This is a genomic window from Kribbella capetownensis (genome assembly GCF_004331485.1).
Taxonomy (GTDB): Bacteria; Actinomycetota; Actinomycetes; order Propionibacteriales; family Kribbellaceae; genus Kribbella; species Kribbella capetownensis.
This window is the reverse complement of the sequence record NZ_SJKD01000003.1, coordinates 90,034-114,850: the sequence shown is the minus strand read 5'-3', so window position 1 is coordinate 114,850 and position 24,817 is coordinate 90,034. Positions and strand designations below refer to the sequence as shown.

27 protein-coding genes are annotated in these 24,817 nt (G+C 68.2%); 19 read left to right on the top strand and 8 right to left on the bottom strand.

Annotation, left to right across the window (positions count from 1 at the left end; genetic code table 11):
• Positions 1-6 precede the first annotated feature (6 nt).
• The 7 genes from E0H75_RS15315 to E0H75_RS15285 are packed head-to-tail and all read left to right on the top strand — an operon-like array spanning position 7 to position 6,411.
• Positions 7-1,467 (top strand): cobyric acid synthase, encoded by a 1,461-nt coding sequence (locus E0H75_RS15315; protein ID WP_131514226.1) that lies wholly within the window; start codon positions 7-9, stop codon positions 1,465-1,467.
• Between the two features lie 22 nt (positions 1,468-1,489).
• Entirely contained in the window at positions 1,490-2,053 is a 564-nt protein-coding gene (locus E0H75_RS15310) for a DinB family protein (RefSeq protein WP_131514225.1), read from the top strand.
• A gap of 4 nt (positions 2,054-2,057) precedes the next feature.
• Positions 2,058-2,966, top strand: coding sequence for an RNA polymerase sigma factor SigJ (gene sigJ / locus E0H75_RS15305; protein WP_238163034.1), 909 nt, complete (start codon positions 2,058-2,060; stop codon positions 2,964-2,966).
• Positions 2,967-2,981: 15 nt separating this feature from the next.
• Complete coding sequence (locus tag E0H75_RS15300) at positions 2,982-3,713, top strand: SDR family oxidoreductase (protein WP_131514224.1); 732 nt, start codon at positions 2,982-2,984, stop codon at positions 3,711-3,713.
• Complete coding sequence (locus E0H75_RS15295) at positions 3,710-4,099, top strand: hypothetical protein (RefSeq protein ID WP_131514223.1); 390 nt, start codon at positions 3,710-3,712, stop codon at positions 4,097-4,099. Before E0H75_RS15300 ends, E0H75_RS15295 begins: the two co-directional genes overlap by 4 nt.
• 34 nt (positions 4,100-4,133) lie before the next feature.
• Positions 4,134-5,255: a CaiB/BaiF CoA transferase family protein gene (locus E0H75_RS15290; RefSeq protein ID WP_131514222.1), complete on the top strand. Its 1,122-nt coding sequence runs from the start codon at positions 4,134-4,136 to the stop codon at positions 5,253-5,255.
• 13 nt (positions 5,256-5,268) lie between these two features.
• Positions 5,269-6,411, top strand: a complete 1,143-nt coding sequence (locus E0H75_RS15285; protein WP_131514221.1) for an acyl-CoA dehydrogenase family protein — start codon at positions 5,269-5,271, stop codon at positions 6,409-6,411.
• Here the strand turns inward: E0H75_RS15285 and E0H75_RS43080 are convergent.
• The 4 genes from E0H75_RS43080 to E0H75_RS15270 form a co-directional block, all read right to left on the bottom strand.
• Positions 6,408-6,584, bottom strand: coding sequence for a hypothetical protein (locus E0H75_RS43080; RefSeq protein WP_165553766.1), 177 nt, complete (start codon positions 6,582-6,584; stop codon positions 6,408-6,410). The genes E0H75_RS15285 and E0H75_RS43080 overlap by 4 nt on opposite strands.
• A gap of 131 nt (positions 6,585-6,715) precedes the next feature.
• Positions 6,716-6,985, bottom strand: a complete 270-nt coding sequence (locus E0H75_RS15280; protein ID WP_131514220.1) for a DUF6510 family protein — start codon at positions 6,983-6,985, stop codon at positions 6,716-6,718.
• The gene (locus tag E0H75_RS15275) at positions 6,985-7,734 is read right to left on the bottom strand and encodes a ferredoxin reductase (RefSeq protein WP_131514219.1); all 750 of its coding nucleotides are present in this window, start codon (positions 7,732-7,734) and stop codon (positions 6,985-6,987) included. Before E0H75_RS15275 ends, E0H75_RS15280 begins: the two co-directional genes overlap by 1 nt.
• Complete coding sequence (locus E0H75_RS15270) at positions 7,704-8,300, bottom strand: sulfite oxidase-like oxidoreductase (RefSeq protein ID WP_131514218.1); 597 nt, start codon at positions 8,298-8,300, stop codon at positions 7,704-7,706. Before E0H75_RS15270 ends, E0H75_RS15275 begins: the two co-directional genes overlap by 31 nt.
• Before the next feature lie 115 nt (positions 8,301-8,415).
• Here E0H75_RS15270 and E0H75_RS43075 point away from each other — a divergent pair, with 115 nt between their 5' ends.
• Genes E0H75_RS43075 through E0H75_RS15260 form a run of 3 tightly spaced genes read left to right on the top strand, consistent with a single transcriptional unit; the run spans position 8,416 to position 10,189 of the window.
• Positions 8,416-8,556 carry a hypothetical protein gene (locus E0H75_RS43075; protein ID WP_165553764.1) on the top strand — a complete coding sequence of 47 codons (141 nt, stop codon included), beginning with the start codon at positions 8,416-8,418 and terminating at the stop codon, positions 8,554-8,556.
• A gap of 44 nt (positions 8,557-8,600) precedes the next feature.
• The gene (locus E0H75_RS15265) at positions 8,601-9,455 is read left to right on the top strand and encodes a GAF and ANTAR domain-containing protein (protein WP_131514217.1); all 855 of its coding nucleotides are present in this window, start codon (positions 8,601-8,603) and stop codon (positions 9,453-9,455) included.
• Positions 9,452-10,189, top strand: coding sequence for a GAF and ANTAR domain-containing protein (locus E0H75_RS15260; protein ID WP_131514216.1), 738 nt, complete (start codon positions 9,452-9,454; stop codon positions 10,187-10,189). Before E0H75_RS15265 ends, E0H75_RS15260 begins: the two co-directional genes overlap by 4 nt.
• Before the next feature lie 43 nt (positions 10,190-10,232).
• Here the strand turns inward: E0H75_RS15260 and E0H75_RS15255 are convergent, their stop codons facing one another.
• On the bottom strand, positions 10,233-10,979 hold the full coding sequence (locus E0H75_RS15255) for a MerR family transcriptional regulator (protein WP_238163033.1): 747 nt from the start codon (positions 10,977-10,979) through the stop codon (positions 10,233-10,235).
• Between the two features lie 82 nt (positions 10,980-11,061).
• Here E0H75_RS15255 and E0H75_RS15250 point away from each other — a divergent pair, with 82 nt between their 5' ends.
• The 5 genes from E0H75_RS15250 to E0H75_RS15230 all read left to right on the top strand — a co-directional run bounded on the left by E0H75_RS15250 (position 11,062) and on the right by E0H75_RS15230 (position 17,858).
• Positions 11,062-12,285, top strand: a complete 1,224-nt coding sequence (locus E0H75_RS15250; RefSeq protein WP_272948907.1) for an acetyl-CoA C-acetyltransferase — start codon at positions 11,062-11,064, stop codon at positions 12,283-12,285.
• Positions 12,282-14,417: a 3-hydroxyacyl-CoA dehydrogenase NAD-binding domain-containing protein gene (locus tag E0H75_RS15245; RefSeq protein WP_131514214.1), complete on the top strand. Its 2,136-nt coding sequence runs from the start codon at positions 12,282-12,284 to the stop codon at positions 14,415-14,417. The genes E0H75_RS15250 and E0H75_RS15245 overlap by 4 nt, the downstream gene beginning before the upstream one ends.
• A 305-nt stretch (positions 14,418-14,722) precedes the next feature.
• Positions 14,723-16,009 carry an ABC transporter substrate-binding protein gene (locus E0H75_RS15240; RefSeq protein ID WP_131514213.1) on the top strand — a complete coding sequence of 429 codons (1,287 nt, stop codon included), beginning with the start codon at positions 14,723-14,725 and terminating at the stop codon, positions 16,007-16,009.
• On the top strand, positions 16,006-16,974 hold the full coding sequence (locus E0H75_RS15235) for a carbohydrate ABC transporter permease (protein ID WP_238163032.1): 969 nt from the start codon (positions 16,006-16,008) through the stop codon (positions 16,972-16,974). Before E0H75_RS15240 ends, E0H75_RS15235 begins: the two co-directional genes overlap by 4 nt.
• The gene (locus E0H75_RS15230) at positions 16,974-17,858 is read left to right on the top strand and encodes a carbohydrate ABC transporter permease (RefSeq protein WP_131514212.1); all 885 of its coding nucleotides are present in this window, start codon (positions 16,974-16,976) and stop codon (positions 17,856-17,858) included. The genes E0H75_RS15235 and E0H75_RS15230 overlap by 1 nt, the downstream gene beginning before the upstream one ends.
• 174 nt (positions 17,859-18,032) lie before the next feature.
• Here the strand turns inward: E0H75_RS15230 and E0H75_RS15225 are convergent, their stop codons facing one another.
• Entirely contained in the window at positions 18,033-18,659 is a 627-nt protein-coding gene (locus E0H75_RS15225) for a class I SAM-dependent methyltransferase (protein ID WP_131514211.1), read from the bottom strand.
• 42 nt (positions 18,660-18,701) lie between these two features.
• On the bottom strand, positions 18,702-19,352 hold the full coding sequence (locus E0H75_RS15220) for a class I SAM-dependent methyltransferase (protein ID WP_202873006.1): 651 nt from the start codon (positions 19,350-19,352) through the stop codon (positions 18,702-18,704).
• Between the two features lie 157 nt (positions 19,353-19,509).
• Between E0H75_RS15220 and E0H75_RS15215 the strand changes: the two genes are divergently transcribed.
• Complete coding sequence (locus E0H75_RS15215; protein WP_131514210.1) at positions 19,510-20,913, top strand: MFS transporter; 1,404 nt, start codon at positions 19,510-19,512, stop codon at positions 20,911-20,913.
• A gap of 134 nt (positions 20,914-21,047) precedes the next feature.
• Here E0H75_RS15215 and E0H75_RS15210 read toward each other — a convergent pair whose 3' ends face one another.
• Positions 21,048-21,578, bottom strand: coding sequence for a YbhB/YbcL family Raf kinase inhibitor-like protein (locus E0H75_RS15210; RefSeq protein ID WP_131514209.1), 531 nt, complete (start codon positions 21,576-21,578; stop codon positions 21,048-21,050).
• Between the two features lie 156 nt (positions 21,579-21,734).
• On the opposite strand from E0H75_RS15210, the gene cobT reads away from it, so the two are divergent.
• The 3 genes from cobT to E0H75_RS15195 are packed head-to-tail and all read left to right on the top strand — an operon-like array spanning position 21,735 to position 24,817.
• The gene (gene cobT / locus E0H75_RS15205; protein WP_238163031.1) at positions 21,735-22,772 is read left to right on the top strand and encodes a nicotinate-nucleotide--dimethylbenzimidazole phosphoribosyltransferase; all 1,038 of its coding nucleotides are present in this window, start codon (positions 21,735-21,737) and stop codon (positions 22,770-22,772) included.
• Positions 22,769-23,995, top strand: coding sequence for a uroporphyrinogen-III C-methyltransferase (gene cobA / locus E0H75_RS15200; RefSeq protein ID WP_131514208.1), 1,227 nt, complete (start codon positions 22,769-22,771; stop codon positions 23,993-23,995). The genes cobT and cobA overlap by 4 nt, the downstream gene beginning before the upstream one ends.
• A gap of 6 nt (positions 23,996-24,001) precedes the next feature.
• On the top strand, positions 24,002-24,817 hold the full coding sequence (locus E0H75_RS15195) for a TrmH family RNA methyltransferase (protein WP_131514207.1): 816 nt from the start codon (positions 24,002-24,004) through the stop codon (positions 24,815-24,817).

The following is a 24,817-nucleotide window of genomic DNA, read 5'->3' as shown; positions in this document are numbered from 1 at the left end:
CCCCGCGTGGGCTCACTCCTGATCGCTGGTACGACGTCGGACGCGGGCAAGACGACCGTGGTGACCGGTTTGTGCCGGTGGTTGGCTCGGCAGGGTGTGCGGGTGGCGCCGTACAAGGCGCAGAACATGTCGAACAACTCGATGGTCTGCGCGGACGGCACCGAGATCGGCCGGGCGCAGTGGATCCAGGCGGTCGCGGCCGGCGCGGAGCCCGAGGCGGCAATGAACCCGGTGCTGCTCAAGCCGGGCAGCGACCAGCGCAGTTACGTCGTACTGATGGGGCAGGCGTGGGGCGAGTTGTCGTCCCGCGGCTTCCTCACCGAGCGGGCCGAACTGGCCAAGGCCGCCTTCGCCGCGTACGACGATCTGGCCTCGCGGTACGACGTGGTGATCAGCGAAGGCGCCGGCAGTCCGACGGAGATCAACCTGCGGCGGTCGGACTACGTGAACATGGGACTGGCGCAGCACATCAAGTCTCCGGTGGTCGTTGTCGGTGACATCGATCGCGGGGGAGTGTTCGCCTCGATGTTCGGCACGGTGGCGCTGCTGGACGCGGCCGACCAAGCGCTGATCAGCGGGTTCCTGGTGAACAAGTTCCGCGGCGACGCGACCCTGCTCCAGCCCGGCATCGACATGCTCACGTCCGTGACCGGCCGCCCGTCGTACGGCGTCCTGCCCTGGCTGCCCGAGCTGTGGCTGGACTCCGAGGACGCGCTGGACATCCCAGTACGCCGTACCTCGTCGGCCGAGTTGCTCACGGTGGCGGTGATCCGGTTCCCGCGGATCAGCAACTTCACCGACCTCGACGCGCTGGCGGTCGAGCCGACGAACAGCGTGTTCTTCACGACCAGCCCGGCCGAGGTGCGGGACGCGGATCTCGTCGTACTGCCGGGGTCGCGGGCCACTGTGTCGGACCTGGCGTGGCTGCGGTCGCTCGGTCTCGCGGATGCGGTCAGCGCCCGGGTGGCGGCCGGGCGGCCGGTGCTCGGGATCTGTGGTGGCTACCAGGCTTTGGGCGGCGCGATCACCGATCCGCACGGCGTCGAGGGCGGCGGTGAGCACGCCGGCCTGGACTTGTTGCCGGTAGCAACGGAGTTCGCCCGGGCGAAGGTGCTGGCCCGGCCGGCGCCGACGGCGTACGAGATCCATCACGGCGTGGTGACCGTGACGGACGAGGCGTCGGCGTTCCCGGGTGGCTGCCGGGTCGGGAACACCTGGGGGACGATCTGGCACGGGCTGCTCGACGACGACGCAGCCCGGCACGCGTTCCTGACCGAGGTGGGTCAGCTGACCCACAAGCCGGCACCGGACGGCACGGTCTCGTTCGCCGGTCTGCGCGAAGCTCGGCTGGATCGGCTCGCGGACGCCATCGACGAGTACGTCGACACCGACGCCTTGCTGAGGCTGATCGACGAAGGACCCGGGCCGGTGCCGTTCATTCCGCCGGGCGCGCCGGAAACTGTCTGACGCCTGCACTAGCGTCCCGTCCATGAAGGCCGAACTGCAGAAGTACCTCCAAGGCACCCGTGCGGTGATGCTGGCCAAGCTCGACGGGTTGAGTGAGTACGATCGCCGCCGCCCGCTGGTGCCGTCCGGAACCAACCTGCTCGGCCTGGTCAAGCACCTGGTCGGGATCGAGTACGTCTACCTCGGCACGAGCGTCGGGCGACCACCGGCGAAGGCGCTGCCGTGGGAAGAGGACGGCACTGTCTGGGAGGGCGGTGACATGTGGGCGCTGCCGTCCGAGAGCACGGAGTACCTCACCGGTCTCTACCGCGACGCCTGCGCCCACAGCGACCGATCCATCGCCGAGCTCGACCTGGACACGCCGGCCGAGGTTCCGCACTGGCCGGAGGGAGGCCGCGGTACGACGTTCGGCGCGTTGCTGGTCCGGGTCGTGGACGAGACGGCGCACCACGCCGGCCACGCGGACATCGTGCGTGAGCTCATCGACGGCCAGGGCGGGTCCGACGCGGACCACATGGACGCGGCCGGCTGGTCGGAGTACTACGCCAAGATCCAGCGGGCAGCGGAGGCCTTCCTGACAGACTGACCGGGTGGATGACTTCGAACGCCTGCGTGGCCGGATGTTCGGGATCGCCTACCGGATGATGGGTACGGCGACCGATGCCGAGGAGATCCTGCAGGACGCCTGGCTGCGCTGGCAGGCCACGGATCAGGATTCCGTGCGCGACCCGGACGCCTACCTGGCCCGGGTGGTCACCAACCTGTCGATCAAGCAGCTCACCTCCGCGCGAGCCCGCCGGGAGACCTACGTGGGGGAGTGGCTGCCGGAGCCGGTGCTGAGTGGGCGGACGGAGTTCGACGAACTCGGGCCGCTGGACGTCGTGGCCGAGCGGGAGTCGGTGTCGTTCGCGCTGCTGCTGGTGCTCGAGCGGCTGACGCCGGCGGAGCGGGCGGCGTACGTGCTGAAGGAGGCGTTCGGTTACAGCCATCGCGAGGTGGCCGAGCTGATCGGCACGACCGAGGTCAACGCCCGGCAGCTCGCGTCCCGCGCGGCGAAGCGGATCGCGGCCGAGCCGCGGCGGGACCAGCCCGTCGACCGGGCCGGCTGGCGGGAGCTGGTGGAGCGGTTCATCGCCGCGGCCCGGCTGGGGGAGATCGAGGAACTGGAGAAGCTGCTCGCGGGCGACGTGGTGTCGCGGGCGGACGGCGGCGGCAAGGTGATCGCGGCCCGGAACGCGCTGGTCGGCAAGGAGCGGGTCGCGCGCTACCTGGTCGGCGTGATCGAGCGCTTCGGCGGTGGCATCGAGGCGGGTTTCGCCGAGGCGAACGGCCGCCCCGCACTGGTTGCCTTCGGCCCCGACGGCGTCCACGCCGTGTGCTTCATCGAGTTCGGTGCCGAGGGCATCACGGACCTGCGGCTGGTGATGAACCCGGACAAACTCACGCTCGCCGCCCGCCAGTTGTCACGAATCGACGGGCTACCGGATCTGAACTGGTGACAGAAAGGACACCAGATGCGTTCCATCCTCGTCACCGGTGGCACCGGGACACTCGGCCGGCCGACGGTCGGGCGGCTTCGTGCGGCCGGCCATCAGGTCCGGATTTTCAGCCGGCAGCCCGGGCCTGATCGCTTCGTCGGAGACCTGACGACCTGCGCCGGGCTGGCCGCGGCGGTCGAGGGCATCGACGTGATCGTGAACCTGGCCACCAGCCTCGGTCGCCGGGACGAGCGGCAGGCACGCAATCTGCTCGACGCCGCCCGAGTCGCCGGTACGCCGCACGTCGTGCAGATGTCGATCGTCGCCGTCGACCGGATCCCGATGCCGTATTACCGGACCAAGCTCGCCGTGGAGCGGCTCGTCGAGGAGTCCGGCGTGCAGTTCACGATCCTGCGGGCGACCCAGTTCCACCATCTGATCGATCAGATCTTCCGCGCGCAGCGGTTCCTGCCGGTGCTGCTCGCGCCCGCTGTGATCCTTCAGCCGATCGCCGTCGAGGATGTCGCCGGCCGCATCGTCGAGTTGGTCGCAGCCGCACCCGCCAACGGGCGTGTCGCCGACATCGGCGGTCCTGAGCGCAGTCGGGTCCCCGACCTCGCCGGGCTGTGGAAGCGAGCCAGAGGTTCACACCGGCCGACGGTTCCAGTCCGGGTGCCGGGCAGGACGTTTCGTACCTTCGCCACCGCCGGCCCTCTGGTCGACGGGACGCCGTACGGCCAGATCACGTTCGCGGAGTACCTCGCATGAGGGGCTATGTGCGGTCGGTGCTGGTGGTGTTCGGGGCGTACCAACTCGTCCTCGGTCTGTGGCTACTGTTCTTCCCGTTCTCGTTCTACGACGACGTACCGACGGTGGACTGGACGCCGCCGTACAGCGAGCACCTGTTCCGCGACTTCGGCGGCGCGACGCTCGGTCTGGCGGTGATCTTCATCGCGGCCGCGGTGCGGTTCGATCGTTTGCTCAGTGTGGTCGCGCTGCTCGCGTACCTCGTCGGCGCGGTGCCGCACCTGTTCTTCCACCTCGGTCACCTCGAGGGCGACTCGCCCGGGTGGTCGATCGCGCTCGGCGTCGTGCTGGCCGTGAGCGTGCTGGTTCCGGCGGCGGCGCTGGCGATGGTTCGCCAAGTGACTTGACGACTGTGACAGTAGAACTGTCACAATAGCGGACATGGGTCCACTGCAGGGCGTCAAGGTGGTCGAGCTGGCCGGGATCGGTCCGGCGCCGTTCGCGTGCATGATGCTCGCGGAGCTGGGCGCCGACGTACTCCGGATCGACCGGCCCGGTGGTGGACTGGCCTTCGGGCCGCCGGAGTACGAGCTGGTGAACCGCGGTCGTCGCAGCGTGGCCCTGGACCTGAAGAGCCCGGCCGCGATCGACGTCGTACGACGCTTGGCCGCGCAGGCCGACGTACTCGTCGAGGGCTTCCGGCCAGGCGTCGCCGAGCGCCTCGGAGTCGGTCCGGAGGACTGTCACGCGATCAATCCCCGGCTGGTCTACGGGCGGATGACCGGCTGGGGTCAGGACGGTCCGCTCGCTCAGACCGCGGGGCACGACATCGACTATCTCGCGGTCTCGGGTGCCCTGCATCTGATCGGTCGTGCGGGTGGACCGCCGCAGGTGCCGGCCAACCTGCTCGGTGACTTCGCCGGCGGCTCGCTCTACCTGGTGGTCGGCGTGCTCGCGGCGCTGCACGAGGCCCAGCGCAGCGGCCGCGGTCAGGTGGTCGACGCCGCCATCGTCGACGGCTCCGCACATCTGACCACGATGCTGCTCGGCGCGCTGGCCGCTGGGAACTGGCGGCAGGACCGCGGGACCAACCTGCTCGACACCGGCGCGCCGTTCTACGACGTGTACGAGACGTCTGACGGCAAGCACGTCGCCGTCGGTGCGATCGAGCCGCAGTTCTACGACGAGCTGATCGCGAAGCTCGCGATCAGCGCCCCGGATCGCAACGACCCGGCCGACTGGCCCGAGCTGCGCAAGGTGCTGACCGAGACCTTCCTGCAGCGGACCCAGGCCGAGTGGGCGGAGATCTTCGACGGCTCCGACGCCTGCGTGGCGCCGGTGCTGCCGCTCGCCGCCGACCACCCGCATCTTGTTGCCCGAGGCACCTTCGTGGGGCACGACGGAATCCGCCAGGCCGCCCCCGCACCCCGCTTCTCCGGTACGCCGACCAGCCTCGGGCGACCGCCCGCGCGGCCCGGACAGCACACCCGCGAGGCATTGACCGAGTGGGGTGTCACCGACCTCGACGACCTGCTGCAGACCGGCGCCGCCGTACAGAACTGAGAGGAACCGCCCGATGGAACGTCAGCTCTTCGACGCCGATCATGACGCCTTCCGGCAGACCGTGCGAGCCTTCTGCGACAAGGAGATCGTGCCGCACCACGACAGCTGGGAGGAGGCCGGTATCGTCCCGCGCGAGCTGTGGAGCGCGGCCGGACACGCTGGCCTGCTCGGCTTCATGATGCCGGAGGAGCACGGCGGTGGCGGTGTGCGGGACTACCGGTTCAACACCGTGCTGATCGAGGAACTGACCCGCGCCCGCGCGAGTGGTGTCGGCTTCACGATCCACACCGACATCAATTCGGCGTACCTGCTGGACTATGCGACCGAGGAGCAGAAGGCGCGGTGGCTGCCGAAGTTCTGCTCCGGCGAGACCATCACCGCGATCGCGATGACCGAGCCGGGCGCCGGCAGCGACCTGCAGGGCATCCAGACCACGGCGCGACGCGACGGCGATCACTATGTGCTGAACGGGCAGAAGACGTTCATCTCGAACGGCATCCTCGCCGACCTCGTCATCGTGGTGGCCAAGACCGACCCGGCGGCCGGGGCGCAGGGTGTCTCGCTGCTGGTGGTCGAGCGCGGCATGCCCGGGTTCGAGCGCGGCCGCAATCTGGACAAGATCGGGCTGAAGGCGCAGGACACCGCGGAGCTGTTCTTCGACCACGTCCGGGTCCCGGCGGAGAACCTGCTCGGCGAGGAGGGCAAGGGCTTCGTCTACCTGATGGAGAAGCTGCCGCAGGAACGGCTGACGATCGCGGTCGTCGCGGCGGCCGCCTGCGAGAACCTGCTCGACGACACGCTGCGCTACGTCAAGGAGCGCAAGGCCTTCGGCCGCCCGATCGGCTCGTTCCAGAACAGTCGTTTCGTGCTCGCCGAGCTCGCCACGGAGACGCAGATCGCCCGGGTGTTCGTGGATCGCTGCATCCAGGAGCTGAACGCCGGCACGCTCACCGTGGCCGAGGCCGCGATGGCCAAGTGGTGGACCACCGAACTGCAGAAGAAGGTCGTCGACCGCTGCCTGCAGCTGCACGGCGGCTACGGCTTCATGACCGAGTACCCGATCGCCAAGGCCTACCTGGACACCCGGATCCAGACCATCTACGGCGGCACCACCGAGATCATGAAGGAGATCGTTGGCCGCAGCCTCGGGATCTAACGCTCAGGCTCCTCCTCGACGCGCTGGCCCAGCTCGTAGCGCAACCTGCTTCGGTAGATCGCCAGCCGCAGGTCGATGACTCTGGCCGTGCCTGCTGTCTGCGGCTGCTGGGCGTGGAGGTTGTCGACCACGGCCAGAGCGGCCGACAGGTCCTCGGATTCCCATAAATCCAAGGGCTCGGACCGCCCAAGGCGTGCTAGATAGTCAACCCCGCGGTCTGCGTTGGCCACCGGTCCTCCCAGGCAGGGTAGAGGGCCGGGGTCTGGGGCCACCTTTGACGGATCTGCTCAGACTACGCCTGAGGCTACGGATTGGGCAGTCTGAGGTAGGTCAGGCCGCGGAGGTCCAGATAGACGTCGGACGGGGTGGTGACGACGCGCAGCAGCACGCCGTCGCAGCCGGAACAGCGGGCGACCAGACCGGGCGCGTTCACGTAGACGTGCGATTCGGCGAACACGCCGGTCTGTCCGCAGCCGTTGCACTGGGTGATCGCCGCGGTGACATCCATCGCGAAGACTTGGCTCAGCGCGCCGGCGGCGGCGTTGCCGTCCAAGTAGCTGGCATCTGTGGTCATCACGGGCCTCCTGTCGGTCCGAAACGCTCGGTTCTGACGCGGGCCGGGTCGTGACCGGCGGCAACCAGCAGGTCCGCCACCGCCTCCACGAACGGCGTCGGCCCACACACGTACGTCGTCGGCTCGTCCGCCGGCTTGAAGGCGAGCCGCTCGATCACATCGGCGTCGATACGCCCCACTCGCGGCTCTCCGGCCGGCGCCTCCCGCGTGTAGACGAGTCGTACGTCGACGTCGTCCGACGCGGCCAGCTCCTTCAGATCCTGCACGTAGATCACCGAGGCGGGTCGTCGTACCGAGTAGAGGAGCCGCACTGGTGTCGTACTGGCCGCGGCGGCGTGGGCACGCAGCATCGCGCGCAGCGGGACGATTCCCGATCCACCGCCGATCAGCTGCACCGGCCCTTCCTGCTCGGGCTTCCAGACGAACCACCCGCCGACCGGACCGCGGATCTCCAGCGGGTCGCCCACCTGCAACACGTCGACCAGGTACGGTGAGACCTCACCCTCGGGCACCTGCTCGACGGTGAGCTCGATCGTGTCACCGGGCCACGCCGAAGCCACCGAGTACGACCGCGAGGCGCGATACCCGTCGGGCGCCGTCAACCGGACGTCCAGGTGCTGCCCGGCGAGGTGCCCCGGCCAGTCCGGTACGTCGACGACCAGCGTTCGAGCGGTCGCCGTCTCCCGCCGTACGTCGGTGACAGTGCCGACCTGCCAGGTCAGTCGCCGGCGTATCGTTGTTCTTTCCATGGGTCTCCGTACTCGTGGTAACCGGCGGTCTCCCAGAAGCCGAGGTCCTGGTTGTCGGACAGCACCAGGCCGCGGACCCACTTCGCGCTCTTCCAGAAGTACAGGTGCGGGACCAGCAAGCGGGCCGGGCCACCGTGTTCGGGGTCGATCGGCTCACCGTCGTACTCGTAGGCGATCCAGGCCTGACCGTCGAGCAGGTCGTCCATCGGCACGTTGGTCGTGTACCCGCCGTAGCTGTGCACGAGTGCGTAGTCGGCGCTGGTCTCCACATCCGCGAGCAAGGTGTCGAGCGAGACGCCCTTCCAGTTCGTCTCCAGCTTCGACCACCGGGTCACGCAGTGGATGTCCTTGGTGATCTCGTCGGCAGGCAGCGCCAGCAGCGCGGCCCAGTCCCACTTGGTCGCCTCACCCGTCTCCGTGGTGACGGTGAACTCCCAGTGTTCGGTCCGGATGTGCGGGGTCGGGCCGGCGGACAGCACCGGGAAATCCCGCGTCAGGTACTGCCCGGGCGGAAGCTCCGATCCACTCCGCCGGCGCCCGCTGAATCCCGGCGACACAATCCCCATCGCAACCTCCCCTGAATCATCTGAAGGCAGTCAATCACGCTGCGGCCTAGACTGTCAGGGAAGGTGCTGCCCCAGACCCCGGCGGCTGTGCGCGGGCTGACTGGATGGAGCATCGATGAGCGAATGGATCGGTCTGCCCGCAGCCGTGGCCGAGAAGGCCTCCGCACCGAAGCGAGCCAAAGAGCCTGAACCGGAGCGCGTCCCGGACGCCGAACCGAGCGTGTCCCCGCCTGACGGTGAGTCGACCGACGAGTAGGGCCGCTAAGGTGAGTCATCCGCCCGGCGGCGGCACGAGTCTGGATGGAGCGGGTGGATCAAGACCGCGGTGCCAGGGTGTGGGGGGCGATCGACGCCGCTGCGCGAATCGACGGCGCATTGCCTTCGCTGCGCTACGCCGTGTCGGCCTGCGCCGACGCACTGTCGGCCGTAGGCGCCGGGCTGTCCATGTCGCCTGACGGCGGACCGTACGAGCCGCTGCTGGCGACCAGGCCTGAGGTCGGTGAGTTGGAGGAGTTGCAGTTCACCCTCGGCCAAGGTCCCAGTGCCGATGCGATCGCGAGCGGCGCGCCGGTGCTGGCGACCGATCTGTCCGCGATGGATGCGGTCAAGCGGTGGCCCGCGTTCGCGCCGGCCGCGGCCCAGCACGGCGTGTGCGGCATCTTCGCCTTCCCGATCGGTGCGGGTGCGGCCAGGATCGGAGCGCTGAGTGTCTACCGGCGGCAGCCCGGACCTCTCGGCGGCGATCAACTCCTGGACGCCTTGGTGTACGCCGACGCGGTCTTCGTCCTTGCGCTCGACGATCGTCATGGGTTGAGCGCAGACTTGGACCAGGTGATCGATGCGGCGTTCACCGCGCGCCGTGCGGAGGTGCACCAGGCTGCGGGACTCGTGGCGGCCCAGCAGCGCATCAGCGTGACCGATGCGCTCGCTCTGCTGCGTGCCCACGCGTTCAGCAGCGGCAGACCGTTGCACCGGGTCGCCACCGAGGTCATGGCTGGTCATCGGTACCTGGATGGCGACCATCAGGGCGTCATCGCCGACGGGAGCGACGGCCGTGGTGATCCGCCGGGACGGGACCCGGATCCGCCGGGATCCGACGGTCCGGACAAGCAGGAATCGGAGCAAGCTGAGAATGAAGAGGAGGATGAAAGATGAGCGTGTCTGACCGCAGGGCGAGAGAAGTGTTCATCGAGCTGGCTGACACCCTCGTCGACGATTTCGACATCATCGACTTCCTGGATCGGCTCGCCACGCGCTGCAGCGAGCTGCTGGGGGTGTCGGCGTGCGGCATTCTGCTCGTCGACCACCACGGCGCACTGAACCTGGTGGCGGCCTCCACCGAGCAGGCGCGGTTGGTGGAACTGACCCAGTTGCAGAACTCCGAGGGACCGTGCCTGGACGCGTTCACGACCGGGCGCCCGGTCCAGTCCGGGGACATGCGTCAGGCCGATACGCGGTGGCCCCGGTTCAGTGCCGCGGCGATCGACGCCGGCTACCTCGCGGTGCACGCGTTGCCGATGCGGCTGCGCGGTACCGTCCTCGGAGCCGTCAACCTGTTCAGCGCCACCGCCGGACCGCTCGACGACGACACGATCGCGCTGGGGCAGGCACTGGCCGATGCCGCGAGCATCGGCATCATCCACCAGCGCGCACTGGCCCGCCAGGAGATCGTCACCGAGCAACTTCAGTCGGCGCTCAACAGCCGCATCCTGATCGAGCAGGCCAAGGGGTTCCTCACCCACAGCCTTGCAGTCGGCGTCGACGAGGCGTTCGCCATCATGCGGACCTATGCGCGGACCCACAACCGCCGCCTCACCGACGTCGCCAACGACGTCGTCGAGGGCCGGGTGAACATCATCGTGCCGGCGCAGGAATCACCGCCCGCCTAGGAAGGCCACCGCACCGGCCGGGGGAGACGAGCTCCGCCGGCCGTCAGCGGCGCTTGCTCTGGGTCCGCCGGATCGTGTCGCGCTGCGTCTCGCCGACAGCTCGCTCGTACGCCAGCACCAGGCCCTGGATCGTCACCGGCTTGAACCGCTCGACCAACTGCTGGATGTGCTCCGGCGGACCGCCCGAGTCCCGGTAGTGCGGCCACACCTTGGTCCGGAACACCTCGGTCAGCTCCTCAGCGATCGCGCGGCCGTGCTCGGTGAAGATCCGGCCGGCGGCCAGTACGGCGTCGACCGGCAGATCCAGATCGAGGAGCTCGACCCCCAGACTGAGGTGCGCGGTCGCGACCTGGAACACGTCCTCGTCCGGCGTCGGCTCGACCACGCCGAGCGCGACCAGCATCTCGATGTCGTCGTCGCTGAGTTCACGACCGGTGCGTCGTACCAGGGCTGTGCGGTTCAGGGTCTCCGGGAGGTCGCGCATCCATGGGGTCAGTAGCGTCCGGTGCAAGGCGATGTCCTGCGGTGTCGCGTTCGGCGGGATGCGGTCCAGATAGCCCTCGATCGCGGACAGAGTGAAGCCGTGCGCCTGCAGTTCGCGGACCAGATCGAGCCGGGCGATGTGCTCCGGGCCGTAGTAGCCGACCCGGCCGCGCCGGATCGGTGGCGGGATCAGGCCGCGGCCGGCGTAGAAGCGGAGCGTCCGCACCGTCATCCCGACCCGAGTTGAGAGCTCGTCCACCGTCAGTGTCGCCTCGTCCACGGTTCCCCCCGCACTGGTTTCCGGCATGGCGGAGATCATAACGAGGCCCCCTTGACCATCGTGACACCAGAACTGTCACAATCGTGGGGAGTCTTCGACCGACGGGATCATGATGACCAGTGAAGCCTTCCTGTACGACGCGATCCGCACCCCCCGCGGCAAGGGCAAACCGACGGGTGCCCTGTACGAGGTCAAGCCGATCCAGCTGATCACCGGCCTCCTGCACGAACTGCGGGACCGGCACCCCGAGCTGGACCCGGCCACGATCGACGACGTCGTCCTCGGTGTCGTCACACCGATCGGCGACCAGGGCATGGACATCGCCCGGACCGCGGTGCTGGCGGCGGGCTACCCGGAGACGACCGGCGGCGTACAGCTCAACCGGTTCTGTGCGTCCGGCCTCGAGGCGGTCAACCAGGCGGCGCAGCGGGTCCGGTCCGGGTGGGAGGACTTCATCCTCGCCGGCGGCGTCGAGTCGATGTCCCGGGTGCCGATGGCGTCCGACGGCGGCGCCTGGGCGATGGACCCGGAGACGGCCCTGGCGACGAACTTCATCCCGCAGGGCATCAGCGCGGACCTGATCGCGACCCTCGACGGCTTCTCCCGCACCGACGTCGACGCGTACGCCGCCGAGTCGCACGCCCGAGCCGCCAAGGCCTGGGCGAACGGCTACTTCGGCCGCTCGGTCATTTCGGTACAGGACCGCAACGGCCTGCAGATCCTGGACCACGACCAGCTGGTCAGGCCCGGTACGACCGTCGAGACGCTGGCCGGACTGCCCGTGTCGTTCGCGGCGATCGGAGAGCACGGCGGCTTCGACTCGGTCGCCCTGGAGAAGTACGTGACCGTCGAGCGGATCAATCACGTCCACCATGCCGGCAACTCGTCCGGCATCGTCGACGGCGCCGCGCTGGTTGCTGTCGGCAACGAGAAGGCCGGCGAGGCGCTCGGCCAGGCACCTCGCGGCCGTGTGGTCGCCACCGGCGTCAGTGGCGCCGACCCGACCATCATGCTGACCGGTCCGGCACCGGCCGCCCGCAAGGCGCTGGCCAAGGCCGGGCTCGAGGTGAGCGACATCGACCTGTTCGAGATGAACGAGGCGTTCGCCGCCGCGGTCATGCATTTCATGAAGGATCTCGGCGTACCGCACGAGAAGGTGAACGTGAACGGCGGCGCGATCGCGCTCGGTCACCCGCTCGGTGCCACCGGCGCCATGCTGATCGGAACCCTGCTGGACGAACTGGAGCGGCGCGAGCTCCGGTACGGACTGGCCACCCTGTGCGTCGGCGGCGGGATGGGCGTCGCGACGATCATCGAGAGGCTTGCGGCATGATCTCCTGGCAGAACGTCGACGGTGTCGTCACGCTGACGATGGACGACCCCGACGCGTCGGCGAACACCATGACCGAGGCGTACCTCGCCGCGATGGCGCAGACCGTGGAGCGGTTGCAGGCCGAGAAGGGCGGTCTGAAGGGGGTGGTGATCACCAGCGCCAAATCCACCTTCTTTGCCGGCGGCAACCTGCAGATGTTGTCGCAGATCCAGCCGGGCGATGCGGCCGAGGTCTTCGCCACGGTGGAAGAGGTCAAGCGACAACTCCGCGCACTGGAGACGCTGGGTGTCCCGGTCGTCGCCGCGATCAACGGTTCTGCGCTCGGTGGTGGCCTGGAGATCGCGCTCGCCTGTCACCGCCGGATCGTTGCTGACGACAACCGGATCGAGCTGGGTGTACCCGAGGTGACGCTTGGCCTCCTGCCCGGCGGTGGCGGCGTGACCCGGACTGTCCGGATGCTCGGCCTGCAGGACGCGCTGATGAACGTGCTGCTGCAAGGGCAGCGGATGAAGCCTGCCCATGCCAAGTCGGTCGGCATCGTGGACGAGGTCGTCCCCGCCGCGGAGTTGCTCGATGCCGCCTGTCGCTGGATCGAAGCGTACGACGGTGACGCCAAGCAGCCATGGGATCGCGACGGTTACAAGATCCCCGGCGGTACGCCGTCGTCCCCGAAGCTGGCCGCGTTCCTGCCGGCCTTCCCGGCGAACCTGCGCAAGCAGTTGAAGGGCGCGCCGTACCCGGCGCCGCGGGCGATCATGAGTGCGGCCGTCGAGGGCAGCCAGGTGGACTTCGCCACGGCTTCGCGGATCGAGTCGCGGTACTTCGTGTCGCTGGCGACCGGGCAGATCGCGAAGAACATGATCCAGGCGTTCTTCTTCGACCTGCAGGCGATCAACGCCGGCGCGTCGCGGCCCGACGGCGTACCTCGCTACTCGGCCCGCAAGGTCGGCGTCCTCGGTGCCGGGATGATGGGTGCCGGGATCGCGTACGTCTGCGCGAAGACGGGCATCGACGTGGTCTTGAAGGACGTCACGCTCGAGGCGGCCGCTCGCGGCAAGGAGTACTCCGAGAAGCTGCTCGCGAAGCAGGTGCAGAAGGGGCGGACGACCGCGGGACAGGTGGAGGAGTTCCTCAGCCGGATCACGCCGACCGCGGACCCGAACGACCTGGCCGGCTGTGATCTGGTGATCGAGGCGGTCTTCGAGAGCGAGGAGCTCAAGCAGAAGGTGTTCGCCGAGATCGCCGGCGTGGTCGAGCCGGACGCGCTGCTCTGCTCGAACACCTCGACACTGCCGATCACCTCACTCGCCGACGGCATCGACCGGCCGGACGACTTCATCGGCATGCACTTCTTCTCGCCGGTCGACCGGATGCCGCTGGTCGAGTTGATCGTGGGGGAGAAGACCTCGGACCGTGCCATCGCCAAGGCGTACGACGTCGTACGGCAGATCAAGAAGACGCCGATCGTGGTCAACGACAGCCGGGGCTTCTTCACCTCGCGGGTGTTCGGGACGCTGGTGATGGAGGGTGCGGCGATGGTCGCCGAGGGCATCGACCCGGTGACGATCGAGCGGGCCGCGACCCAGATGGGCTTCCCGGCGCCGCCGCTGGCGATGCTGGACGAGGTCACGCTGACGCTGCCCCAGAAGATCCGGGACGCGGCCAGGGCTGCCGGCGACAGCGCCGGCGCGTTCGACGAGCACCCGGGGATGGCGGTCGCGGACCGGCTGGTGAACGAGTTCGACCGGCGCGGGAAGGCCGCGGGTGCCGGCTTCTACGACTACCCCGCGGATGGTCCCAAGACCCTGTGGCCCGGACTGTGGGAGCACTTCCCGCGACACGACGACGTACCGCTGATCGATCTGCAGGAGCGGATGACGTTCGCGATGGCGCTGGAGACGGTCAAGTGCCTCGACGAAGCGGTACTACGCTCTGTTGCCGACGCCAACATCGGATCGATCTTCGGCATCGGCTTTCCACCGCTGTACGGCGGTGCGCTGCAGTACATCAACGGCTATGGGCTGCCGGCGTTCGTCGAGCGTGCGCGGGCGTTGGCGTCCTCGTACGGAACCCGGTTCGAGCCGCCGGAACTGCTGGTGCGCAAGGCTTCGGCGGGGGAGATGTTCGGCTGATCACGGTCTGATACCGCCCGAGCAACATTCCACAGATTCGAACAAAGAAGAGCGCGCCCGGTCTTGCGCCGGGCGCGCTTTTGAGCGATGGTGCTACACACTTCTCCAACGATTCACCTGGGAGCGTCGGAGCGGAATCCTCCCGCCGGATGGGTACCGTGCCGGAAAGACCTGTGGCGAAGCCTGTTGGAATGTTGGATCTAGTTGTAGCGTGTGCGAAATCGGAGATGCTTAACGCCGTTAAGTAACTCGGAACCGCCGGCGTCGTACCCCCTGCGGCGCTGTTCCTCGGGAAGGTGGAATTCATGCCTGCTCATGTTCCGAACGCCGGTCTGACCCGGCGGGATCTGCTCAAGCGGACCGGCGGCCTGGCCGCGCTCGCCGCGTTCACCGCGGCCTGCGGCGGTAATACCGGCCGGCCCTCGAGCGGGGGCGATGACGGCGGCGGCGCCAAGGCGACCTTGTCGCAGTGGTACCACCAGTACGGCGAGACCGGCACTCAGCAAGCCGCGACGAAGTACGCCAAGGCCTACACCGATGCGAACGTCACGATCGCGTGGACCCCCGGTGACTACGCCGCCAAGCTGTCGTCCGGCCTGCTGTCGAACAAGGGCCCGGACGTCTTCGAGAGCCAGCTCAACATCGGGATGGTGAAGAGCAACCAGGTGGTCGCGCTGGACGACATCATTGCCGACGTCAAGGACGACTTCCAGCCCGGTGACCTGGCCACCAACACCGTCGACGGCAAGGTCTACGGGATCCGGATGATCGTGGATCCACAGGTGATCTTCTACCGCAAGTCCCTGCTGGACAAGGCCGGGATCAAGCCGCCGGAGACGATCGACGACCTGATCTCCGCGGCCAAGGAACTCACCACGAACAAGGTGAAGGGCATCTTCGTCGGCAACGACGGCGGTCTCGCCCTGGGCGGGCCGGCGCTGTGGTCGTCAGGCGGCGACCGCCTGACCGAGGACCACAAGCCGGGCTTCACCGACGCCCGCGCGGCCCAGGCGTTCGGGAAGCTGCACGAGCTGTACGCGAGCAAGAGCGTGCTGCTGGGCGCGCCGACCGACTGGACCGACCCTGGCGCCATCAACCAGGGCCTTACAGCGATGCAGTGGATCGGCATGTGGGCCGTGCCGGGCATGCAGAAGGCATTCGGCGACGACCTCGGCGTGATCCCCTTCCCCGCGCTCGACGCACAAGGCAAACCAGCGGTGTACTCCGGCGGCTGGACCCAGTTCGTCTCGGCCAAGAGCGCGAACGTCGACGCGGCGAAGAAGTTCGTGAAGTGGCTGTGGATCGACAAGGAAGACTTCCAGGAGGACTGGTCGCTGAACTACGGCTTCCACATCCCGCCCCGCAAGAGCCTCGCGGCCAAGGCATCGAAGCTGCAGAGCGGCGTCGCGGCGGAGACGGTCAAGCTGACCGCGGACTACGGCCACACCGACGACCCGGCCTGGACGCCGAAGATGAACACGGCGTTCAACGACATGCTCACGAACGTGATCAAGAAGGGAGCCGACCCCGCCGCCGAGATCACCAAGGCCGAGAAGACCGTCAACGACGAGTTGTCCCGGTTGTTCGGGTGAGCCGCAGCGCACCGGCAGACACGCAGCCGGCCGCGTCCTCCGCCACCACTGGTGAGCGGCGGAGGACGCGACACCGGCGGGGGATCGCCGGCACCACGATGTCGTTCTGGCTGTTCGTCGGACCGTTCGTCGCCGGGCTGCTGATCTTCTCGTACCTGCCGATCATCTGGAGCCTGGTCCTCAGCTTCTTCGAGGCCTACAACACGGTCACGCCGTCGAAGTTCGTCGGGCTGCAGAACTACATCGACATGCTCACCGACCACAACTTCTTGTCCAGTCTGGGCACGTTCACGATCTTCGCGGTGTTCATCGTGCCGCTGACGTTCGTGCTGTCGCTGGCGCTGGCGTTACTGGTCAACCAGGTGAAGATCGCCCGCGCGTTCTTCCGGTCAGTGTTCTTCCTGCCGACCGCCTGCTCGTACGTGGTGGCCTCGCTGATCTGGAAGCTGTCGATCTTCAACGGCGTCCGGTTCGGCCTGGCCAACACCGTCCTCGGCTGGTTCGGGGCGGATGGCATCGCCTGGCTGTCGACCGTCGATCCGCCGTGGTACTGGATCCCGCTCGTCACAGTCCGGCTGTGGCTGCAACTCGGTTTCTACATGATCCTGTTCATCGCAGGACTGCAGCGGATCTCGCCGACGCTCTACGAGGCGGCGTACGTCGACGGTGCGAAGCCCGGCTGGCAGGTGTTCCGCTACATCACGCTGCCGCAGTTGCGCGCCACGTCGGTCGCCGTACTGATCCTGAACCTGATCGCGGCGTACCAGGCGTTCGACGAGTTCTACAACCTGATCGGCAATCAGAACTACGGCCGGCCGCCACTGGTCTACCTCTACAACATCTCGCTCGGGTCGATCCAGGACCTCGGCCACGGCTCCGCGGGTGCGCTGATCCTGGCCGTGATCATCATGATCGTGACGTTGCTGCAGAGCCGGATCTTCGGCTTCGGGAAGGCGGGTGACTGATGTCGGCCACTGAACGTACGTCGGGAACCCCACAGCCGATCGGCTTCAGCCGCAGCCCGCTCGGTGTGGTCGGCATGGTGGGGCGCTGGATCGCGTTGTTCGTCGCGGTGGTGCTGTTCCTGCTGCCGTTCTACCTGATCGTGCGCAACGCGCTGTCCACCGAGGCGGACATCACCGCACCGGACTGGACGTTGTTCCCGAAGGATCTGCAGTGGGGCAACATCAGCGAACTGTTCAACGACACCCAGGTGCCGATGGCGCGGGCGATGTACAACTCCGCGGTGGTCGGCGTCCTGGGCACCGCCGGACAGTTGCTGCTGGCATCGATGGCGGGGTACGGCCTGGCCCGGATCCCGTACCGGCACGCGGACAAGATCTTCTACGCGATCGTCGCCACGCTGATGATCCCGGCCGCGGTCACCTTCATCCCGAGCTTCATCGTGGTGTCTTCGCTCGGCTGGGTCAGCACGTTGCGCGGCCTGATCATCCCGACGCTGTTCAGTGGGTTCGCGGCGTTCCTGTTCCGGCAGTACTTCCTCGGCTTCCCCAAGGAGTTGGAGGAGGCGGCGCGGGTGGACGGTGCCGGGTACTTCGGGGTGTTCTGGCGGATCGTCGTTCCGAACTCGCTGCCGTTCTTCGCCGCGCTGGCCGCGATCACGTTCATCGGCAACTGGAACTCGTTCCTCTGGCCGCTGGTGATCGGTCAGGACTCGTCGTCGTGGACCGTCCAGGTCGCGATGTCGACGTTCGTGACGGCCCAGACCATCAACATCCACGAACTGTTCATGGCGGTCGCCGTCTCGATCCTGCCCCTGGTCCTGATCTTCGCCTTCCTCCAGCGCTACCTCATCCAAGGAGTAACCCAATCCGGCATCAAGGACTGAGAACCACCCCCGGTGCCCGCAAATACATCACCAACGAATACATTGTGACCACCACAATGCTCCAACTTCTTGAACGCTGAAGAAGTTGCGAATACCCCGGCGGGGAGTCCACCAGGCTCCCCGCCGGTCCTGTATCCAGCCCCGAAGGACACCGCCTCCGGCAGAGGTTCTTGGTCAGGGTCGGGGGCGGCGGGACCAGAAGAGGGCGTGGGCTGAGGAGCCTTCGGGGATGACGGCTTGGTGTTCGATGGTCAGGCCGGCTTGGGTGATCCAGGTGCGGTTGGTGTCGGCGTCGGTGTGGCTCCACCACATGGGCGCTCCGCCGTCGAGCCAGTCGTCGTCGACGCCGGTCCAGGCGTGCTGACCGGTGGTGCACAGGAACCATCCGCCGGGGCGGAGCCAGGTCGCGATCTTGTGCAGCAGGTCTTGCTGCTCGTCCTGCGGCATGTGGATCAGGGCGTACAGAGACACCACGGCGTCGAACGACTCGGCCGGGAACTCCAGCGACGTCGCGTCGGCGCGGATGAACTCACCATCCGGCACGAGTTCACGAGCGCGACGGATCTGCACGTCGCTGATGTCGACCCCGGTGACGTGATGTCCCGCGGCCGTGAGTTCACGCGCGACCGGCACCCCACTCCCGCAGCCGACGTCGAGCACCCGACTACCACTCTCGAGCCGCGCGATCAGCTCGTCGATCCAGGTCCGGTACTTCGAGTCGGCGCCGGTCGCCTCGTCGTACCGCCGCGACAGTACGTCGTACCCACGCCGAACTATCTGCTTCGGATCGTCGTCCGTCATGCTCGCCGACGCTAACGGCGACGATCGGCACCGGCAACGGGTTTACGCGGCGCTTCGCTGGACGGTCACGAGCCAGGCCGGAGCGCCGTTCTCGTCGTGGAACACCGTCCTGACCCGCTCCGGCACGATCGACGCGATGCTCCAACCAGAACCGGGACAGAACGCCATCCGCAGATCCTCTTGACGCACGGGATGCGGACCGACGTCCGGCCCTTCGTCGCCGAAGCAGAGCACATACAGCGTCCCGCCGTACTCCGTGGCCGTCGCGAGGCTGGCGGCGTACACCTGCCGCTCCTCGGTGTTGAACGTATGGAACAACCCGGAATCCAGCACCGTCTCGAACCGCCGCCCCAACCGCTCCAGGTGCAGGGCGTCAGCCATAGCGAAGTCGGCCGAGATCCCGCGCTCGGCAGCCTTCTCGCGCGCCATCTTCAACCCAGTCTCGGCGACGTCGACGCCCAGCACCGGCAACCCCATCGAGGCAATCAGCAGCGTGTTCTCGCCGCTCCCGCACCCCGCATCAAGCACCGTACCGGCAAACCCGCCTGCCGCCGCGACCCGTTGGACAGCCGGCTGCGGCCCGCCGAAATCCCAAGGAGCCGAACCATCCCAGTACGACGCATCCCACGGCCGGCCGGACATCCGCTCATGACTCGTCGGTTGCCGCCCGCCGAACAGATCGTCCTGCGACATCGGGTGTCCCCTTCCGTGCGACTGCTTTCATCCTGGCACTCAGCAGGGCCGCCTCGCGAAGGATCCTGAAGGTGGTGGCTCAGGATGCTCTTCGGCACCGACGTCTCGAACCGGACCCGGAGTTCGATCGGCATCGAACTTGTTCTAGAGTAGTTCTATGACTATCGAACACCGCCGGGGTGTCACGGTGCTCGCACTGGTCGCCGCCTTCATGGTTTTCGTCGACGGCACGATCGTGCACCTGACCCTCGCCCAACTCGCCGAGCACCTGCACGCCTCGCGGCCGGAGCTGGAATGGGCCGTCAACGCCTACACGCTGTCCTTCGCGGCGGTGATGCTCGGCGCCGGCGCGATCACGGACACGCTCGGCGCCAAGCGCGCGTTCGTGGCCGGGCTGCTGATCTTCACCGCGTCCTCCGCGGTGTGTGCGGTCTCGACGTCGATGCTGATGCTCAACCTCGCCCGGCTGATCCAAGGCGCCGGGTCTGCGCTGCTCCTGCCGAGCGCGCTTGTACTAGCCACCGCAACCGCGCGAGACGAGCAGCTGCGGCACCGCCTCGTCGGGTGGTGGGCCGCCGCAGGAGGTGTCGGCATGGCGGCCGGACCGCTGCTGGGTGGTGCGTTGGTCGCCGTGGCCAACTGGCGGGCCGTGTTCGCGGTGAACGTCGTCATCGGCATCCCGGCCGCGATCTGGGCTCTGCGCTTCATGCCTAGTGTTGCGAGTGCCGGTCGGCGCCTGGACGTGGCAGGCATGGGTACGGCGACTGTGCTGATCGGCGGACTGGTCTTCGCCCTCATCGAGGCGCCCGCCCAGGGTTGGCTGAGCCGTCCTGTCGTGACCGCAGCCGCCCTGACCGTGGCTGGTCTCATCGGCTTCGTCTGGGCCGAACGCTCCACCCGTACGCCGCTTCTTCCGTGGGGCGTGTACTCCGATCGCGGGTTCGTGGTCACCGCCGTACAGGGGGCCTTGTTCAACTTCGCGTTCTACGGGCTGCTGTTCGCCATGAGCCTGATGCTGCAGCAAGGTCGCGGACTCGGCCCACTAGTGAGCGGACTGCTGTTCCTGCCGCTCACCGGCTTGATCTCGATCGGCAGCATCTGCGCGGCTCCACTCGCCAAGCGCCTCGGCCGCCGAGGCGTACTCGCCCTCGGTCAGGCAGTCCTGGCAGTCACCCTCGCCGCGGTCGCGTGGACCAGTACGTCGAACGCACTGTGGCCACTGGCACTCGCTCTGATCCCCGCCGGCTTCAGTGCGGGCCTGCTAGTACCCACCATGACCTCACAGTCGATGGCCGCCGTCGTACCATCCGCCCACGGCGCAGCCTCCGCCGCCTTCAACACGTCCCGCCAACTAGGCGCCGCCATCGGCATAGCCACCTTCGGCCCCCTCCTAGGCACCACCACCAACCTCAACACCGGCTTCATAACCTGCGTCACCGTAGCCGCCACAGCCACCGCCACCACCCTCCTCCTAACCGCCACCACCACAATCGGCCGCCGTACCAAAACCACCCCAGCGCCCACTCCAAGCACCTGCCACCTCGACCCCACCACGTCCTGACACCCGGCCACACAGCTTGGCTTGAGAGCACCAGTGGGGTTACTAGACGCTCACCCCTGTCGGCACACGCCCATCGCGTGGGGAAAGCAGTACGCCGGGGGAGTCGCCTTGGGGGAGGCGACTCCCGAGTGGGGCTACTCGGCGATTTTGTAGGTCGGGGTGATGATGGCTCGGGCGAGGGTGTGGAAGGCGAGGTTGAAGCCGACTACGGCGGGGGAGGCGTCGCTGTCTACCTCGAGGGCTTCTACGTCCATCGCGTGGACGACGAAGTAGTAGCGGTGGACTTGGTCACCGGGGGGCGGGGCTGCGCCGCCGAAGGCCTTGGTGCCGAAGTCGCTGCGGACGTGGAAGGCGCCGTTGTCGAGGCGTTCGGGGGTGCCGGCGCCGGTGGGGAGTTCGGTCACGCTCGCGGGCAGGTTGACCAGGACCCAGTGCCAGAACCCGGACACGACCGGCGCGTCGGGGTCGTAGCAGGTGACGACGAAACCCCTGGTCTCCGCCGGGAAGCCGGACCAGCTCAGCTGCGGCGACTTGTTGCCGCCGGCGAACGCGTGGTCTTCGGCCAGCTGTTCGTTGTCGGCGACGTCGGTGCTGGTGACGGTGAAGGTACCGGCCTGCGGGAGCAGTTCGTACGGGTCCGGGGCGACGGGACGATCGAGCGACATCTGTGTTCCTCCGGGATCTCGCAAGGTGTGGTGATTCCGACATTACTGTCCACATCGCGCTGGTCCGGACCGGGGCACACGTCCGGGGATGCGAAGATCGGACTCGACCCCGCCCAACCGGGCGGGAGGGGTGTGGTGGAGTGGAGGAGTGCGGTGGTGGAGTACCTGGATCGGATCGGGCCGGCGGATGGTGCGGCGATGCGGGCTGCCGCGGAGCGTCAGTCGCAGCTGACGAAGCCGGCCGGCTCGCTCGGGGTGCTGGAGGAGTTGTCCGTCCGCGTCGCCGGGATGACCGGTAGTTGCCCGCCCGAGGTGCCCGCGCCGGCGGTGGTGACGGTGTTCGCCGCGGATCACGGCGTACACGCACAAGGCGTGTCGCCCTGGCCGCAGGAGGTGACCGCCGCGATGCTGGCGAACTTCGCTGCCGGCGGCGCCGCGGTGAACGCCTTCGCGGCCAACAACCGGGTCGATGTCCGCGTCGTCGACGTCGGCGTGGCGACCCCGGTGGAGCAGTTGGACATCATCCACGCCAAGGTCCGGCCCGGGACGCGCGACCTGTACGTCGAGGACGCCCTCACCGAGGACGAGGTGCGCGACGCGATTGCCGTCGGCTTCGACCTGGCGGACCGCCTCATCCAGGACGGGTACCGCTGCCTGCTCACCGGCGACATGGGCATCGCCAACACGACCGCGAGTGCCGCACTGATCGCCACCTTCACCGGCTCGACCGCGGACGCGGTGACCGGCCGAGGCACCGGCATCGACGACGCCACACTGGCCCACAAGACCGCGATCGTCCAGGAGGCGCTCGCAAGTCACGACGTACCAGCGACCGAGCCGCTCAAAGCACTCCAGGCGTACGGCGGCCTCGAGCACGCAGCGCTGGCCGGATACCTCCTCGGCGCAGCGGCGAACAAGGTCCCGGTCATCCTGGACGGGGTGATCGCAGGCGCGGCCGCCCTCGTCGCCCAGGCTCTCCACCCTGCGGTGATCGACTACTGCGTCGCCGGACACCGCTCGGCCGAGCCAGGTCACGCGATCGCACTGAAGACGCTCGGCCTCCAGCCGCTGGTCGACCTGGACCTCAGGCTCGGTGAGGGCACCGGCGCGGTGCTGGCGTACCCGATCCTGACCTGCGCGGTCCGAGTGCTGGCCGAGATGGCGACCTTCGAGTCCGCGGGGATCACCTCGTGACGGATCAGTACCTGTCCGGCCTCGTGCTGGAGGGACGACGCGTGGTCGTCGTCGGCGGTGGCGGCGTCGCGCAGCGGCGGCTCCCGCGCCTGCTCGAGTCCGGCGCGAAGATCGACCTGATCTCACCGTCGATCACCCCCACCATCGAGGGGCTGCTCTCCAACCCGTCCCTTTCCTGGACCGAGCGCGGCTATCAGTACGGCGACCTGGACGGATCCTGGTACGTCGTCGTGGCCACCGACGACACCGCGGTCAACGACCAGGTGTCGCAGGAGGCCGAGGAACGCCGGATCTTCTGCGTCAGGTCCGACGACCGATCCCGGGCAACCGCATGGACGCCGGCATCAGGACAGCACGACAACGTGACGATCGGCGTACTCGGCGGCGGCGATCACCGCCGTTCGGCCGCGGTCCGGGACGCCATCCTGGAAGGTCTCCGGACAGGGGAGCTGGGCGCACGCGAGGCCGGGAAGCACCCCGGCGTCTACCTGGTCGGCGGCGGGCCGGGCGACCCTGACCTGATCACGGTGCGCGGACGGCGGTTGCTGGCCGAGGCGGACGTGGTCGTCGCGGACCGGCTCGCGCCGCAGCAATTGCTGGACGAGTTGCATCCGGATGTCGAGCTGTTCGACGCGGCCAAGCTCCCGCGCGGCCGGGCGGCTCAGCAGGAGGAGATCAACCGGATCCTGGTCGACCGCGGTCAGCAAGGAAAGGTCGTCGTACGGCTGAAGGGCGGCGACCCGTACGTCTTCGGCCGCGGCTTCGAGGAAGCACTGGCCTGTGCCGAGGCCGGTGTCCGGTGGACGGTCGTGCCGGGCATCACCAGCTCGATCTCGGTGCCGGCGGTTTCCGGCATCCCGGTGACCCATCGCGGTGTGACCCACGAATTCACCGTCGTCTCGGGCCACATCCCGCCGTCGCACCCGGACTCACTGATCAACTGGGATGCGTTGGCGCAGCTGTCCGGCACGCTCGTGCTCCTGATGGCGGTCGAGAATCTGGCTGCCATCACCGAGCGCCTGATCGCCGCCGGTCGTCGCGCTGACACCCCGGCCGCGGCCATTGCCGACGGCACCCTTCCGGGTCAGCGGATGGTCACGTCCGACCTGGCCGGGATCGCCGCAACGATGGCCGAAGCGGGCGTCGGCGCCCCCGCGATAGTTGTCATCGGCAACGTCGTCGACGTGGCCGCGCAGGCACGCCGCGACGGCACCCGGGCCTGAGACCGCATGAGCCCACAGGTCCCGCTGGACGATCCGGCCGACCCGCGGTTGGCGGACTACGTCCGGCTGCGGGAGGTGACGCTTCGCCGGTTGCTGGAGGAAGAGCACGGGCTGTTCATCGCCGAGGGCGACAAGGTGATCCGCCGGGCCGCGGACGCCGGGTGCGAGCCGCGGTCGTTCCTGCTCGCGCCGCGCTGGCTCGACTCGCTGGCCGACGTCCTCGCGCAGTGGCCGGACGTGCCGGTGTACGTCGTCTCGGAAGAACTGGCCGAGCAGGTCACCGGCTTCCACGTCCACCGCGGCGCCCTCGCGTCGTACCGCCGCCGACCGCGGGTGCCACTCCAACAGCTCCTCAACGAGGACGTCAGGCGGATCGCGATCTTCGACGACATCGTGGATCACACGAACGTCGGTGCCGGCTTCCGCGCGGCCGCGGCGATGGGCGTCGAGCTCGTGCTGGTGACCCCGACCTGCGCCGACCCGCTCTACCGACGTTCGATCAAGGTGTCGATGGGGACGGTCTTCCAGGTACCGTGGACCCGGCTGGACTCCTGGCCCGGCGACCTCGCCCAACTGCAGGACCGCGGCTTCGTCGCAGCCGCGTTCGCGCTGACCGACGACTCGATCACACTCGACGAATTGGTCGCCCGGAACGATGAACGGCTCGCGTTGATCTTCGGTACCGAAGGACACGGCCTCAAGCCGCATGTGCTCGAAAAGGCAGATCTGGCGGTGCGCATCCCGATGGCAGGCGGCGTCGACTCGCTGAACGTGGCAAGCTCAGCAGCGGTCGCCTTCTACGCCACGCGACCCATGTCTTAG

What these genes read in the sequence shown, in the direction of transcription:
- E0H75_RS15310 (WP_131514225.1), top strand. Translation starts at nt 1,490, where the DNA reads ATGAAGGCCGAACTGCAGAAGTACCTCCAAGGCACCCGTGCGGTGATG.
- E0H75_RS15300 (WP_131514224.1), top strand. Translation starts at nt 2,982, where the DNA reads ATGCGTTCCATCCTCGTCACCGGTGGCACCGGGACACTCGGCCGGCCG.
- E0H75_RS15295 (WP_131514223.1), top strand. Translation starts at nt 3,710, where the DNA reads ATGAGGGGCTATGTGCGGTCGGTGCTGGTGGTGTTCGGGGCGTACCAA.
- E0H75_RS15290 (WP_131514222.1), top strand. Translation starts at nt 4,134, where the DNA reads ATGGGTCCACTGCAGGGCGTCAAGGTGGTCGAGCTGGCCGGGATCGGT.
- E0H75_RS15285 (WP_131514221.1), top strand. Translation starts at nt 5,269, where the DNA reads ATGGAACGTCAGCTCTTCGACGCCGATCATGACGCCTTCCGGCAGACC.
- E0H75_RS15280 (WP_131514220.1), bottom strand. Translation starts at nt 6,985, where the DNA reads ATGACCACAGATGCCAGCTACTTGGACGGCAACGCCGCCGCCGGCGCG.
- E0H75_RS15275 (WP_131514219.1), bottom strand. Translation starts at nt 7,734, where the DNA reads ATGGAAAGAACAACGATACGCCGGCGACTGACCTGGCAGGTCGGCACT.
- E0H75_RS15270 (WP_131514218.1), bottom strand. Translation starts at nt 8,300, where the DNA reads ATGGGGATTGTGTCGCCGGGATTCAGCGGGCGCCGGCGGAGTGGATCG.
- E0H75_RS43075 (WP_165553764.1), top strand. Translation starts at nt 8,416, where the DNA reads ATGAGCGAATGGATCGGTCTGCCCGCAGCCGTGGCCGAGAAGGCCTCC.
- E0H75_RS15265 (WP_131514217.1), top strand. Translation starts at nt 8,601, where the DNA reads ATGGAGCGGGTGGATCAAGACCGCGGTGCCAGGGTGTGGGGGGCGATC.
- E0H75_RS15260 (WP_131514216.1), top strand. Translation starts at nt 9,452, where the DNA reads ATGAGCGTGTCTGACCGCAGGGCGAGAGAAGTGTTCATCGAGCTGGCT.
- E0H75_RS15255 (WP_238163033.1), bottom strand. Translation starts at nt 10,979, where the DNA reads ATGCCGGAAACCAGTGCGGGGGGAACCGTGGACGAGGCGACACTGACG.
- E0H75_RS15250 (WP_272948907.1), top strand. Translation starts at nt 11,062, where the DNA reads ATGATGACCAGTGAAGCCTTCCTGTACGACGCGATCCGCACCCCCCGC.
- E0H75_RS15245 (WP_131514214.1), top strand. Translation starts at nt 12,282, where the DNA reads ATGATCTCCTGGCAGAACGTCGACGGTGTCGTCACGCTGACGATGGAC.
- E0H75_RS15240 (WP_131514213.1), top strand. Translation starts at nt 14,723, where the DNA reads ATGCCTGCTCATGTTCCGAACGCCGGTCTGACCCGGCGGGATCTGCTC.
- E0H75_RS15230 (WP_131514212.1), top strand. Translation starts at nt 16,974, where the DNA reads ATGTCGGCCACTGAACGTACGTCGGGAACCCCACAGCCGATCGGCTTC.
- E0H75_RS15225 (WP_131514211.1), bottom strand. Translation starts at nt 18,659, where the DNA reads ATGACGGACGACGATCCGAAGCAGATAGTTCGGCGTGGGTACGACGTA.
- E0H75_RS15220 (WP_202873006.1), bottom strand. Translation starts at nt 19,352, where the DNA reads ATGTCGCAGGACGATCTGTTCGGCGGGCGGCAACCGACGAGTCATGAG.
- E0H75_RS15215 (WP_131514210.1), top strand. Translation starts at nt 19,510, where the DNA reads ATGACTATCGAACACCGCCGGGGTGTCACGGTGCTCGCACTGGTCGCC.
- E0H75_RS15210 (WP_131514209.1), bottom strand. Translation starts at nt 21,578, where the DNA reads ATGTCGCTCGATCGTCCCGTCGCCCCGGACCCGTACGAACTGCTCCCG.
- E0H75_RS15195 (WP_131514207.1), top strand. Translation starts at nt 24,002, where the DNA reads ATGAGCCCACAGGTCCCGCTGGACGATCCGGCCGACCCGCGGTTGGCG.